At 72.1% G+C, this 13,764-nt stretch carries 7 protein-coding genes; 6 read left to right on the top strand and 1 reads right to left on the bottom strand.

From position 1 onward, the window contains the following. Window positions 1-243: 243 nt before the first annotated feature. The 4 genes from FF100_RS17815 (at window position 244) to bcsS (ending at window position 7,255) form a co-directional block, all read left to right on the top strand. Window positions 244-2,223 (top strand): GumC family protein, encoded by a 1,980-nt coding sequence (locus FF100_RS17815; RefSeq protein ID WP_171070223.1) that lies wholly within the window; start codon window positions 244-246, stop codon window positions 2,221-2,223. Between the two features lie 10 nt (window positions 2,224-2,233). Further along, window positions 2,234-3,454, top strand: a complete 1,221-nt coding sequence (locus FF100_RS17810) for a UDP-phosphate alpha N-acetylglucosaminyltransferase (RefSeq protein WP_139037015.1) — start codon at window positions 2,234-2,236, stop codon at window positions 3,452-3,454. A gap of 365 nt (window positions 3,455-3,819) precedes the next feature. Then, a complete protein-coding gene (locus FF100_RS17800) occupies window positions 3,820-6,294 on the top strand; it encodes a response regulator (protein WP_139037014.1) in 2,475 nt (824 codons plus the stop codon). A 229-nt stretch (window positions 6,295-6,523) separates the two neighbouring features. Continuing rightward, on the top strand, window positions 6,524-7,255 hold the full coding sequence (gene bcsS / locus FF100_RS17795; RefSeq protein WP_246102149.1) for a cellulose biosynthesis protein BcsS: 732 nt from the start codon (window positions 6,524-6,526) through the stop codon (window positions 7,253-7,255). Window positions 7,256-7,705: 450 nt separating this feature from the next. On the opposite strand, the gene FF100_RS17790 is transcribed toward bcsS, so the two are convergent. After that, window positions 7,706-8,137 (bottom strand): tautomerase family protein, encoded by a 432-nt coding sequence (locus FF100_RS17790; protein ID WP_246102140.1) that lies wholly within the window; start codon window positions 8,135-8,137, stop codon window positions 7,706-7,708. Between the two features lie 621 nt (window positions 8,138-8,758). Here FF100_RS17790 and bcsA point away from each other — a divergent pair. Then, the gene (bcsA, locus tag FF100_RS17785) at window positions 8,759-11,155 is read left to right on the top strand and encodes a UDP-forming cellulose synthase catalytic subunit (protein ID WP_246102148.1); all 2,397 of its coding nucleotides are present in this window, start codon (window positions 8,759-8,761) and stop codon (window positions 11,153-11,155) included. Further along, window positions 11,145-13,751 (top strand): cellulose biosynthesis cyclic di-GMP-binding regulatory protein BcsB, encoded by a 2,607-nt coding sequence (locus tag FF100_RS17780; RefSeq protein WP_246102139.1) that lies wholly within the window; start codon window positions 11,145-11,147, stop codon window positions 13,749-13,751. Before bcsA ends, FF100_RS17780 begins: the two co-directional genes overlap by 11 nt. Window positions 13,752-13,764: the final 13 nt, after the last annotated feature.

Raw genomic sequence — 13,764 nt, 5'->3', positions numbered from 1 at the left:
ACCGAACCATGACTAAGTTCCTGCCTGTACCCTGCAGGTTCAGGGAAGATCGACCGACGCGCTCGACCGGGGGATGACTGTCGCGAAAGCGAGTCATCGGCCGTGCGGCGCAGGCGCGGACATCGTCCCGGCGCCCGCGCCGCCGTCGGCCGGATGTCGCGAGTGGACCTGGCAAGTGGACCTGGCAAGTGGACTTGGCGAGTGGACCTGGCAAGTGGGCATCGCATGAGGCAGGGGCACGAGATGTCGACGGCAGATCCCGCCGCGGCCACCACCCGCAGGACCGGCGGCACGCTCGCGGATCTGTGGGGCTCGGCGCGCCGGCGCAGCCTGTGGATCGTCGCCAGCGCCGGCGTCATGGCCTCGCTCGGCGGGCTCTACGCGCTCAAGCAGGTCCCGACCTACCGCGCCACGGTCGAGCTGCTGATCGACCCCCAGGCGCTGCAGATCGTCGGCCGCGGCCTGTCGCGCCAGGACGCGCCGGCCCAGCTCGACTTCGCCAATCTCGAGAGCCAGGGGCTGATCCTGCTCTCGGCAAAGCTCCTCGACCCGGTGGTGGCCGAGCTCGGCCTCGCCGAGGACCCGGTCCTGACCCGCGGCGCCCCCCCGGGTGCCGACTCGGCGGTGGTCGCGCTCGAGGCCCTGCGCAAGCGCATCGTGGTGCGCCGGGTCGAGAACTCGTTCAACTTCCAGCTCACCGTCGCCTATCCGGACGCCCGGCGCGCGGCCGAGATCGCCAACACCATCGCGGCGCAGTTCTTCGAGGTCGGCGCCCGTGACCGGATCTCGGCGGTGCGGCGCGCCAACGAGGCGCTGCTGACCCAGGCCGGCGACCTGCGCGCCCAGCTCAACCGGGCCGATGTCGCGGTCGAGCGCTACCGGGCCGAGAAGGGGCTGATCGGCTCCAGCGATGCCGGCCTCCTGGTGTCGCAGCAGCTGAAGGAGCTCTACACCCAGATCACCGCCGCCGAGACCAACCTCGCCCGGCTCTCGGCGCGGCGCGAGCAGGTGCGCGCGCTGCGCGAGCCCGACGGACAGGTCCAGGCGGTGCCGGAGGCCGACACCTCCCAGGTGATGGTGTCGCTGCGCACCCAGTACGCGCAGACCCTCCAGGAGATCGCCCAGCTCTCCCGCAGCCTCGGGCCGAGCCACCCGCAGATGATCGCGCTCGCCGCCCAGCGCGCCGCGACCGCCCGGCTGATCGCGGCCGAGGCCGACCGGATCCGCCGCACCATCGACGAGGATCTGCGCCGGGCCGAGGCGTCCCTGCGCCAGCTGCGCAGCCGGGCCGACCGGCTGATCCAGAACCAGACCAGCAGCAACCAGGAGGGCATCCGCCTGCGCCAGCTCGAGAGCGAGGCGGAGGCGATCCGGCGCACCTACAACCTCGTCCTCGACCGGACCAAGGACCTCGAGCAGCAGCAATCGATCAACCCGAGCAACTCGCAGATCGTCTCCCGGGCCACCCCGCCGCTCAAGCCCTCGGACACCCCGGCACCGATCGTGGTCGTCGCCGCCGGTCTGTTCGGCGCGGTGCTCGGGCTGATCCTCGGCTTCCTCTACGATCTCTGGCGCGGCAACATCACGACGGTGGCGGGTCTCGGCGCCGCCGGCGCGCCGGTCTGGGCCCGGCTGCAGCGGCCGGGGCGGCGCGGCCGGGGCGGCGGGGCCGACGAGGCGCTCGTCACCGTGGCCCGGGAATTGCGGACCCGGCTCGCCGGCCGCAACCAGGCGGTGGTGGTCACCGTGGCCTCCGACGGGTTCGGGCCCGAGCGCCTGCACGCGGCGGAGGTGCTCACCGACCTCCTGATCCGCCTCGGCGAGCCGGCCCTGCTGGTGCCCGAGCAGGCCCATGCCCGGCTCGGCTTCGGCGACGGCCCGCGCTCCGACGTCCCGGTCCGCGGCCAGCTCTCGGTCGTCGAGCCCGTCCGCGGGGTCGAGCGGATGATGCGGCCCGAGATCATCGTGGCGGAGCGCGACGTCGGCCGCGGCGACGGCTGGCTGTCGATCCCCGAGACCTCGGATGCGATCCTGCTCGTCGTCGCCCCCGGGCGGATGACCCGCGCCCGGCTCGAGCGCCTGCTCGAGACGCTCGACGGCGCCGGCCGCTTCCGGGCGCAGGGGCTGTTCGGCCTCGTCGCGGTCGAGGGGCGGCGCTCGATCGCGCCGCTCCGGCCGGCGGCCGGCTCCTCGCCGGTGCCGGGCCGCGTGCGGGCGGCGTGAGGAGGACCGGATGACCATGGCCGCCGCCGCCCTGCCGGCCGCCGACCGGCGCGCGCCCTACCAGGCGCGGGCGGCCTTGCTCGTGCTGATCGCGGCGCTGGTCTTCAATGCCGGCCTGTGCTTCCTCAACACCGCCGGATTCCCGGTCTCGGGCGGTACGGTGATCGGCGCCGAGGTGGCGATCATCGCGCTCACCCTCGGCTTTGCCCTCGACGAGCGGCCGGGGCCGTGGCTGATCCTCGCCGGGCTCGTCTCCTACGGTCTGCTCCTCCTGGCCTTGCGCGGCTCGACCGACGTCAAGGGCGTGCGCGACTTCCTGATCCCGGTCGTGTTCTACAATCTCGGGATGCGCTCGCCCGACCTGCGCAGCGCCGACCAGGCGGTGCTCGCCTCCGGAATCATCGTCGTGGTCATGGGGCTGTTCGAGTACGGCCTGTTCGACACCTATCAGCAATACTTCAACATCGTGCGCTACTACGTGGCCCGCGGCAGCATGTCCGCGTCGGAGATCAACGAGCTGACCGGCTCGCTGTTCACCAGCGGCATCCGGCCGGATTCGCGAACCATCCTGCCGTTCCTCGGGCCGCACCGCGTGTCGTCGGTCTTCCTCGAGCCGGTCTCGGCCGGCAATTTCGGCGCCGTGCTGTTCGCCTGGGCGCTCTACCGCCGCACCATGCGGGGCCGGGCCTGGCTGTTCCTCTGCGCCGCCGTGACCATCATCCTGGCCGATGCCCGTTTCGGGGCCTATGTCTGCGTCGCGATCGCCGGAGCGATGCTGGTCGGCTGGCGCCTGCCGCGCCTGCTCTGGTTCGCCCTGCCGTTCACGATCCTCTTGGCGCTGACGGTCTACGGCTACGAGAGCATGCAGGTGAGCTGGCAGAACGACATTGCCGGCCGGCTGCTCTGGGCCGCCCTGCTCGTCACCTCGCTGCCGCCCGCGGGCGTGATGGGCATCCTGCCCGACAAGCTGTTCCTGTCCGATTCCGGCTACGCCTACGCGCTGACCCAGCTCGGCATCGCCGGCACCCTGGTGGCCTGGGGCCTGTTCGTGCTGATGCCGGCCCGCAACCCGGACGGCTGGCGACTCCGCTGCGCCATGGCGATCTATCTCTGCCTCCTCCTCGTCATCAGCGACTCGCCGTTCTCGATCAAGACCGCGGCCCTGGTGTGGTTCATGCTGGGGGCGGCGGATGGGGCGGAGCCGGCGGAGGAGCAGACAGCCACCCCGTGATCGGTCATCCGTACGGGACTGTCGCGAACGGCGATGCGGGAATTCGAGGATGCTCGCGGCAAGAGCCCGTTCGCCGGGTGGTCTCACGATCTGGACGCGCAGGCTGCCGCCACGGTCCAGAAGGCTGCGGGCATGCAGCCGGCTGCCTCGGCTGCGTCCCGCGGCGGCGCCCTTTCTCTTGCGCAAGACGGGCGTTGGCTCGGGGTTCGCGCACCGGCCGGACGCGCTTGCGGCCCGCGCCACCGCCGACCCGGCGCCGCAAGAGCGAACAGCGTTAACCCGACCTTAAGCGGATACCGGCCCTGGTTGCAGAGCGCGGGTGCCACCTTCGGGGCGGGGCTCGGCTGGCGCGGTGGAACCTGTTCATGCTGGACTCGGTCCGGATCTCGCTCAAGGTGCTGAACGCTGCCCAGCTCGCCGGGGTGGCGGCGGCGGCCTTCGGGCTGGCCTGGTTCGGGGGGGCGCTGTCGAGCGCCCCGCGCCAGGCCGGAACCGAGCGGCCCGCCCTCGTCCAGGCCGCCCGGGCCTATGCCGACGCCCTCGACGAGGAGCTCGGCGCCGCGATCGGCGACGCCCGCAACGCCGCCCTGCTGCTGCGCCTCGACGATTCGGGCGTGTCCGATGCCTGGCGCGCGGCGCGGCTGCAGGACTGGCTTTCCCTCAATCCACGCTACCGCGACGCCGTGCTGCTCGCCCCGGACGGGACCCCGCGCGCCTCCGGCGGCGGGACCCCGCTGCTGCGCATCGCGACCGCGGCGCCGGCCCGCAGGGCCGAGATCGCGATCACCGCGGGTCCCGACGAGGCGCCCTTCGCCCTGACCCTGGCGCTCGGGCTGCCCGGCCGGTCGGACAGCCTCGTGCTGCGCGCCGCACCCGCTTTCTTCGACGGCATCGGCGAGCGCATCCGCCGCGGCGTCGGCGCAAGCGAGGCGATCCGCGACGGGATCCGCTTCGCGGTGGCCGGGGCGGATGGCCGCGCCCTTCTCGGCGTCCTGCCGGCCGCCGACGACCCACGCCCGCACGAGGCCGCGCCGACCCGCGGCAGCCGCGACCTCGCCAGCCCCGGCTGGCTCGTCACCGCGTCGGCCCCCGGGATCCCCGTTGCGGCGCCGGCCGGGGCGGATCCGCGCCTGATCGCCCTCGGCCTCGCCCTGGTGCTGGGCGCCGGCGGCCTCGGCTACGCGCTCGGCGGGCGGGTCTCGGCGCGGCTGCGGCGCCTGGCCGACGACGCTCCGGGCGACGGTCTCGACGGGGCGCCGGTCTCGCGGGTGCGCGAGATCGCGGCGATCTCCGGCACCGTCCGCGACCGGACGCTCAGCCTCGATGCCCGGCTCGCCGGGGCCGGGAGCGGCCTCGACCGCGTCCGCGGCCGGCTCACCACCTTCGAGGCGATGTCGGGCTGGACCTGCTGGGAGATCGATCCCGAGACCCGGCAGGTGGTGTGGTCGGATCGCGCAAGTCCCGGCACCCCGTCCGGCACCCTGGCGGGCGCCGACCGCGTCGCGACCATGGCCGACCTCGCGGCCCGCTTCGAGCCCGCCGACCGTCCCCTGCTAGACCTCACCCTGGCGGCGGCGCTCGCGGCCGACGGTCCGCACGACGTCGCCTTGCGCCTGCGCGGGCCGGGGTCGGAGGCGGGCGGGCGCCTGCTGGTGCGGTTCCTGCGCGGCCGCGATGCCGCCGGCCGGGTGCGGGTCCACGCGCTCAGCCGGGCGATTCGCGAGGGGGATGCGCCCGACACCCCGGCCGGCGCCAACGAACGGCGCCGCAACCTCGTCCTGCGCCGGGTCACCGACGGCATCGTCCACGATTTCAACGACGTGCTGACGGTGGTGCTCGCCAATCTCGGGGTGCTGCGGCGCCAGACCGCCCTCGATGCCCGCCAGGCCGCCCTGACCGATGCGGCGCTCGCCGGCGCGCATCGCGGTGCGGCGCTCACCCGCCGCCTGCTCGGCCTGGTACGCGGCGGCACCGAGGCCGCGGGCGGCGACGCCTCCGGCGCTGACCTGGCCTCGTCCGATCTCGCCGCGACCGTGGCGGCGTTCCTGCCCTTCCTGCAGGCGAACGTGCTGCGCGAGGCTCCTCTCGTCACCCGCATTCCCGACGATCTGCCGCGGGCGCGCTGCGGCGAGCGGCTGCTCGAGCTGGTGCTGCTCAACCTCGCTTTCCATGTCCGCGACCTCGGCCTGCACGGCTTCGCGATCGGCGCCGCCGCGCACCCGGCCGGGGCGCCGCCGCTGCCCGGGATGCCGGAGGGGCCGGCCCTGCGCATCCTGTTCGCCAGCGGGCGGCGGGGTGCCGGCGCGGTGATGCGGCCGTCGCCACGGTCGCTCGACACCGTGGCGCAGCTGGTGCGCGACGCTGGCGGCGCCTGGCGCCTCGTCTGCGACGGGCGCGGCGAGGAGGCGTTCCTGGCCGAGATCTGGCTGCGCGCCGAGGCCCGCGCCCCCGAGGCGGTCGCCGCCCCGGCCGAGGCGCGCTTGCGCATCCTGCTGGTCGAGAGCGACAGCCTCGTGCGTGCGAGCGTCGCGGAAGCCTTGGGGGAACTCGGCCACGCGGTGGTCCAAGCGGCCTCCGGCGAGCACGCGCTCGCCCTGCTGGCGCAGGATGCCGCCTTCGACGCGATGATCGCCGACCAGGCGATGCCGGTGATGACCGGCCTCCAGCTCGCCGCCACCGTGGTCGAGCGCCATCCCGGCATCCGCGTCATCCTGGCGAGCCCGCACGGCCAGCTGCCGGCGGCGGCCCGGCGCTTCCTGCAGCTCGACAAGCCGTTCCGGCCCGAGGATCTCGCCTCCGTGCTCGGCGCGGCCGCGCCGGCCGCGAACCGCGCCGCCTGATCCGGCCCTGCCCGTCGCTCAAGGAGCAACAGGAATACTCGGCGCTGGCTCGGTAAAAATTGCCTCTCGTCTTTCGCTTCGAATGAAAGCTAAATTTTAACCGTTCCCCTGCATAAATCGGTGGGTATTCGATCGACACCTTGCAGAGGAGGCGGCGTTGATTGCCTCGGTCCAGCATCGAAACCGGCGCGTCCTCGGCGCCGGCCTCTCCCTTCTCGCCGGCCTTGCCGTGTCCGGCGAGGCCCTGGCGGCCGACCTGCGGGCCCCGGCGGCGGCGAGCGCCGACTGGTATACCGGCGCGCAGACGCAGGCCGTCGACGACAGCTGGGCGATCGCCGTCGACGGCTCGACCAGCGTCACCTCGAACAGCTCGGCCTTCGGCTCGGTCACCGTCACGGCGCCGGTCGCCGGCTCGGCGAGCCAGAGCGGGCCGCGGGTGCGGGTCGAGGCCATCGCCGGCACCTACTCCTATCCGGGCCAGGCCGTCGCCTCGCGGGTGACGGGCTACCAGGAGGAGGGCTCGGTGATGGCCGGCTACGAGTGGATCTGGCGCGACGCCGCCCTCGCCGGCTTCATCGGCTTCAACGCCCGCAGCAACCAGCTCTCGGTCGTCGATCCGGGCAACCCGGTGGTCGGCACCGGTGTCGGCCTGCGCGTCGCGGCGAACTTCTACGCCAACCCGACCGACCGTACCATGGTGTCGGCCTACGGCTCCTACTCGACCAAGTTCAACGCCTATTATTCCCGCGTCCGCCTCGGCTACATGGTCGCCGACGGCGTCTATATCGGTCCCGAGGCTTTGTTCCTCGGCGACGACTTCTTCCGCCAGTACCGGATCGGCGCCCACCTCTCCGGCATGAAGTTCGGTCCGGTGCAGATGTCGCTGGCGGCGGGCTACGTCCAGGACCGGGTCCAGGGCTCGGGCTATTATTCGAGCATCGAGGCGCGGGCGAATTTCTGAGGCCCGATCATCGCGTCGACCGATGGTCGACGCCTCACGGTGTCGTCCTCGGTGCTGCGCACGGATCGGCCATGATGGTGTCGGCACCCGTGCCGTCCATCGTGAGCCCCTGCCCCTTTCCCGGGCGACTGCAACGAAGTGAAAGGAGATCTGGGATCCAGCATAAAAAGCCGCGAAGCGTCTCTCTGTCTGCAACGGCGCAGCATAGCAAGCCGCTGCGCGGCACGTCTTTTGCTGGATCCCGGATCTCCTTCCGCTGACGCCTCAGCCGTGCGGGAAAGGAATGTGCGAAATCTGGGGATGAATTGCCGCCGGGCCTCACGGCGTCATGGGCGTATCCATCACGCAGCTAGAGCGCGTCACGATCGCGAAGCGCTCTAAGTCTTCGATTTTACAGCATTCTCTACGATGAGCCGGTATCCACTTCGTCGGAAAATGCTCGAGAACCGCTCAGACGTCGATCTTGAAACCAAGGTCGATCTCGCTCGCCGGCTTGCCGGACAGACCCCAGTTCTCCGGATCGACCTCGATCAGCACGACCTTGATGTCTGCGGCCGGGACGTCGAAGAGCGCCAGCTCGTCCGAGATCGCCTGGTAGAGCCGGCGCTTCGCGTCCAGCGATCGCCCGGAGAAGAGCGTGATCTCGATCACCGTATATTGCGGGCCTTTCGTCGGAGGCGTGATCAGCGCGTCGTCGTCGAATTCTTGCAAGAAGATGCAGCGGTCGTGCTCGGGGATGAGTAGCCCTGTCAGCAAGGCCCGCTGCACAGCTTCGATGACGGCGCGCGGCCGACCGGCGATCCACCCCTGACGGGTGCTGATACGGGTTGATGGCACCGGCATCGTCTCCGTGATGGCATCGTCTGTCTGATTCTCAGCCAATTATGCTTGACGACCCTTTGCGTCCGCAACGGAACGGGAGCCGGCATGATCCGGGGCCTGACTCTCTTGGGCTGACTGCGGAGACGAGCGTAAGAGTTCCTGCGCCGCGGCGCAGCACGTTGCCCGCGATCCGCCCCGGGGCATCCGACGGGCGGTCGGTGAGGCCGGGATGACGGCGGAGGCCTCCGCCGGCCCATCGGGCGCATGCCGCAGAGCCCATCGCCGAGTTATCCGATCCAACCCCGCCATCCCCGCTCGTTCGAGGGGTCGCGCGACGTATGGGATGGCACAACCGTATTGATACCAAGTTTATTTCAGCAATTCCAGGTTGACTCTCGCAGAGTCGTGATGCCCTCGTCCTGGCCGTTGATCTTCGACACTAACAGAATATTCGAGGAAAAAATTCGTCCGACCCTTCTGTATTGTGGATGGTCTTTACCAAGCGAGGCCCGTCGATTTGCCAACAAATGCGACTTTTTGCGCGTGATAGCGCAAATTCCCAGCTTGAGTTGCTGATCGAAATCAGGCTTTCGTAACGAGAAATGGACATAATCTGATGGCTTAGGGGCTGGTGATTCTGGAGAGGCGGGCGTGGTGCGTGCGTTGCGATGGCTGGCCTGGATGGGGACGACGGCGGCTGGCCTCCTCCTGCTGAGCCAGCCGGTCGGCACCCAGAACCAGCTCGCGATGAGTCTCGCCGCCATGGCGGCGATGACCGGGCTGTGGCTCGCCTTCGACGGGCCGCGGGCGCGGTTCGTTTTCCTGGCGCTGGGCAGCCTGGTGGTGCTTCGCTACATCCTGTGGCGGGTGACCGACACCCTGCCCTCGCCGGGCGATCCGGTCAGCTTCGGCTTCGGCCTGCTGCTGCTGCTCTGCGAACTCTACTGCGTCTTCATCCTGTTCGTCAGCCTGATCATCAACGCCGAGCCGCTGCGCCGGCGCCCGCCCCCGGCCGCGCCCGCCGCCGACCTGCCCCGTGTCGACGTCTTCGTGCCGAGCTACAACGAGGATGCCGGGATCCTGGCGATGACGCTGGCGGCGGCGCGCCAGATGAACTACCCGCCCGAGAAGCTGACGGTCTGGCTCCTCGACGACGGCGGCACCGACCAGAAATGCGCCGACCCGAACCCGGAGAAGGCCGCGGCGGCACGGGCGCGGCGGGTCGAGCTGCAGGCGCTTTGCGCCGAGCTCGGCGCCCGCTACCTGACGCGGGCCCGCAACGAGCACGCCAAGGCCGGCAACCTCAACAACGGTCTTGCCGCCGCCACCGGCGACCTCGTGCTGGTGCTCGACGCCGACCACGTGCCGTTCCGCTCTCTGCTCAACGAGACCGTCGGGTATTTCGCGCAGGACCCGAAGCTCTTCCTGGTCCAGACCCCGCACGCCTTCCTCAATCCCGACCCGATCGAGCGCAACCTCAAGACCTTCGAGCGGATGCCGTCCGAGAACGAGATGTTCTACGCGGTGACGCAGGCCGGGCTCGACAAGTGGAACGGCTCGTTCTTCTGCGGCTCGGCGGCGCTGCTGCGCCGCGTCGCCCTCGACGAGGCCGGGGGATTCGCCGGCATCACCATCACGGAGGATTGCGAGACCGCGCTCGGGCTCCACGGCACCGGCTGGACCAGCGCCTATGTCGACAAGCCACTGATCGCCGGCCTGCAGCCCGAGAGCCTAGCGGCTTTCATCGGCCAGCGCTCGCGCTGGTGCCAGGGCATGTTCCAGATCCTGCTCCTGAAGAATCCTCTCGTGCAGAAGGGGCTGAAGCCGATCCAGAAGCTCGCCTACCTGTCGAGCATGACGTTCTGGTTCTTCCCGATCCCGCGGCTCGCCTTCATGTTCGCGCCGCTGCTGCACATCTTCTTCGACCTGAAGATCTTCGTCGCCAGCGTCGATGAATCGATCGCCTACACGGCAACCTACATCGTCATCAACCTGATGATGCAGAACTACGTCTACGGGAAGTTCCGCTGGCCGTTCGTCTCCGAGCTCTACGAGTACGTCCAGGGCCTGTACCTGTCGAAGGCGATCGTGTCGGTGATCTGGTCGCCGCGCAAACCCACCTTCAACGTCACCGACAAGGGCGTGACGCTCGACCGCGACCACCTGTCGGCGCTGACCCTGCCGTTCTTCGCGGTCTACGGCCTCCTGCTGGTCGGCTGCGTGGTGGCGGGGTGGCGCTACCTGTTCGAGCCCGGCGTGACCAACCTGATGCTGGTCGTCGGCCTGTGGAACTTCTTCAACCTGCTCACCGCCGGCGCCGCGCTCGGGGTCTGCGCCGAGCGCCGCCAGCTCGAGCGCACGCCGTCGCTGGCGATCCATCGCCGCGGCCAGGTCGCCCTTGGCGGCCGGGCCGTGGATGTGGCGATCGAGCGGGTCTCGGCCGAGGCCTGCACGATCCGGATGCCGGCGGCCGCCCTCGCCCCCGGCGCCGGCCACCGCCCGGTCCACGGTACGCTCACGGTCGAGCCGGTCGCCGGCGCGCGCCCTGCCGGCGCCCTGCCGGTGGTCCTCGGCCCGGTCACCCGGGCCGGCACCGACGCGGTCTGCCGCCTCGCCTTCGGGACCCTGCGCCCGCAGGATTACGTCGCGCTCGCCGGCCTGATGTACGGCGACGCCGAGGCGATGCGCCGGTTCCAGCTGCGCCGGCGCCGCCACAAGGACCTGTTCACCGGAACGCTGCAATTCATCTGGTGGGGCCTCGCCGAGCCGTTCCGCGCCCTGCGCCTCGCGCTCGCCGGCGAGGTGCCCCGCCCCGCCGCGGTCGAGGACCCGGCCGCGGCGGCCCCGGTCTACGACGAGAGCGCCGAGACTCCCGTTCACGACGACCGCGCGCCGACGCCGGTGCAGCCGGTCGACCTGCCCCTCGCGGCTCCTGCGCGGCCGACGCTGCCGGTGCGGTCTCAACCGGCGCCGGCCCAGGCCGAGGCGGAGGCTGACGGCGACTGGGTCCGCCTCATGCTCGACTACGAGAACGACCGCGCCCTCGCCGAGAGCGGACGGCGCACCGATGCGGCGTGAGGCTGCGATGATCCTGCGGCGTCCAGGCGGTTTCCGCCGCGATCCCCTCGTGACAGCGCGGGTGCGTGCGGTGGCCCGCGTCGCCGGCGTCCTCGCCTTCCTCGCCACCCCGGCCCTGGCCCAGAGCTTCCTCGGCACCGGCCCGGCCGAGCGCCTGACCCTGCCGCCCGCCGGCGAGCCCCTGCGGCCGGCGCCGCAGAAGCCGCCGGCCCCGGAGGCCGACCCGGCCCGGCGCGGCGTGCCGCTGACCGCGGCGGTGGCGGCGGCGCGGCGGTTTCCCGCGGACACGCGGGGCTACCGCCTCGCCGGCGAGGAGGATGCGCTGCCATTCCCGGTCTACCTGACCGAGGCGCAGGCGCGCGGACAGACGAAGCTGCGCGTCTCCTACCTCTCGGCGATCTCGGTCGCGCCGGAGGCCTCCGAACTGTCGGGCAGCGTCAACGGCACCAAGGTGGGCTGGACCCGGATCCAGGCGCCCGGCGCCGTGAAGGTCGTGGAATTTCCCCTGCCCGAGGGCCTGCTGAAGCCCGGCTACAACGCGGTGGTGCTCGCCGCGAGCCAGCGCCACCGGGTCGATTGCTCGACCGGGGCGACCTACGAGCTGTGGACCCAGATCGACCCGTCGCGCTCCGGCCTCGTCGTGGCGCAGGCCGGCGACCTCGACCTCAAGTCCCTGGCGGCGCTCGAGCCCGACGAGAGCGGCGCGCTGCCGGTCGCGGTGCTGCTCGCCGAGCGGCCGAGCCCGGAGCGGCTCGAGCGGATGATCGGCGCCGTGCAGGCGGTGGCCCTCGTCGGGCGGCTCGCCCGTCCGGCGGTGACCTTCGGGGCGCCGCTCATGGGCCGCGCAGGTCTCAACCTCCTCGTCGGCACCGCCGCGGAGATTCGCGGCACGGAGGGCGTCGAGGAGCTGGGGCCGATCACCGGGCCCCGGGTCGCGCTGCTGGCCCCCCGCGGCAGCCGCGCGCCCGTTCTCGTCGTGACCGGCGCGAGCGCGGCCGATATCCGCCAGGCCGTCCAGACCTTGGCCGCCGCGGGCGACACCGGCGGCACGCCGGCGGGCGCGCGGGCCGCCGAGCTGGCCCGGGGCTATCCGGTGCGGGGCGGCGAGAGCCTGACGCTCGACCAGCTCGGGGTGACGAGCCGCGAGTTCAACGGCCGGCTCCTGCGGGTCGGCTTCGAGGTGCGGTTCCCGGCCGATTTCGTCCCGGCCGATTACGGCAAGGCGATGCTGCACCTCGCCGGCGGCTACGCGGCGGGGCTCGAATCGAGCGCCCAGATCGTCGTCGACATCAACGGCCGCAACGCCGCGAGCGTGCCGCTGCCCTACAGCCGTGGCGAGGTCTTCACCGACAGTGCGATCCCGCTCCCCTTGAGCCTGTGGCGGCCGGGCCTCAACCGGGTCGAGATCAGCGCCCAGCTCCCCACCGCCGCCGACCGGACCTGCGACACCCTGGCCCCCGGCGCCCGGCGTGCCCGCTTCCTGTTCCTCGACCGCACCCGCCTCGACCTGCCGGCCTTGGCCCGCGCCGTGCGCAGCCCCGACCTCGCCGCGGTCAAGGCCGGCGCGGTGCCGTTCCTGACCCCGGACCCTGCGGCTCAGGGGCCCCGCCCGCGCCTGGTCCTGCCGACCCCCGACCGGGATTCCACCTCCGCCGCCGCGACCCTGGCGGCGCGCCTCGCCCTCGCGGCCGGGCGGGTGATCGATTTCGAGATCGGCAGCGACGACCGTGCCGCGGGCGGCGGCGCCCGGCTCGTCGTCGCCCCGGTCCGCGCCCTGACCCCCGCCGCCCTCGACTCGGTCGGCCTCGATCCGGGCCAGGTCCGGAGCATCTGGGAGGGCCGGGCCGAGACCGTGGCCACCCCCGGCCCGTTCGGGGCCGAGGGCGTCGTCACCCTCGACCGCTTGCGCCGCAACCTGCCGATGCGCTGCGCCCTTCCGGCCTTCACGACACCCCTGCGCACCGCCGCGCCGGCGCCCGTGGCGACGCCGGTCTCGGTGCAGGCGCCGCCGGCGCAGCCACAGGCCCCCGCCGGGGCCCCCGACGACAGCGACGCCGACCTCGTCGCCCGCTGGGACGATTCGGCCCGCGGCGCCATCGTTCCGGCCGTGCTCGCCAATGCCTGGAAGGCCCTGGCCCGCTGGACCGGGGAGGCCCGCGACCTCGGCTCGCGGGCCATGGGCGGGCCGGCGCCCGAGGCGGTGCCGCTCAATCCCCGCGCTTCGCTGATCGTCGCGCAGGGGACCGGCCAGGGCGAGGGCGGCGGGCTCGCGGAGACCACCGTGCTGGTGACCGCCCCCAACGCCTCGATGCTCCGGGCCTCGGTCTCCTGCCTCGTCGATCCGGTGGTCTGGACCGGCCTGTCCGGCCAGGCCGCCTTCCTCGACGCCTCGGACGGCAGCCTGACCACCGTGCAGCCTAAGAGCGTCGGGCTGGTCGAGACGCAGAGCCGGGGTCTGGCCAACCTGCGCCTGGTCGCGGCGGCCTGGCTCTCCCTCAATCCTGGCGCCTACGTGGCGATGACGCTCCTGATGGCGCTCTGCCTCGGGCTCGCCACGACCAGCCTGGTGCGCCAGCTCGGACGGAGGAACTCGTGAGGCGAGAACTCGT

Source organism: Methylobacterium terricola (genome assembly GCF_006151805.1).
Classification (GTDB): domain Bacteria; phylum Pseudomonadota; class Alphaproteobacteria; order Rhizobiales; family Beijerinckiaceae; genus Methylobacterium; species Methylobacterium terricola.
The sequence above is the reverse complement of the archived record's forward strand: the minus strand, read 5'-3'. Positions and strand labels throughout refer to the sequence as shown.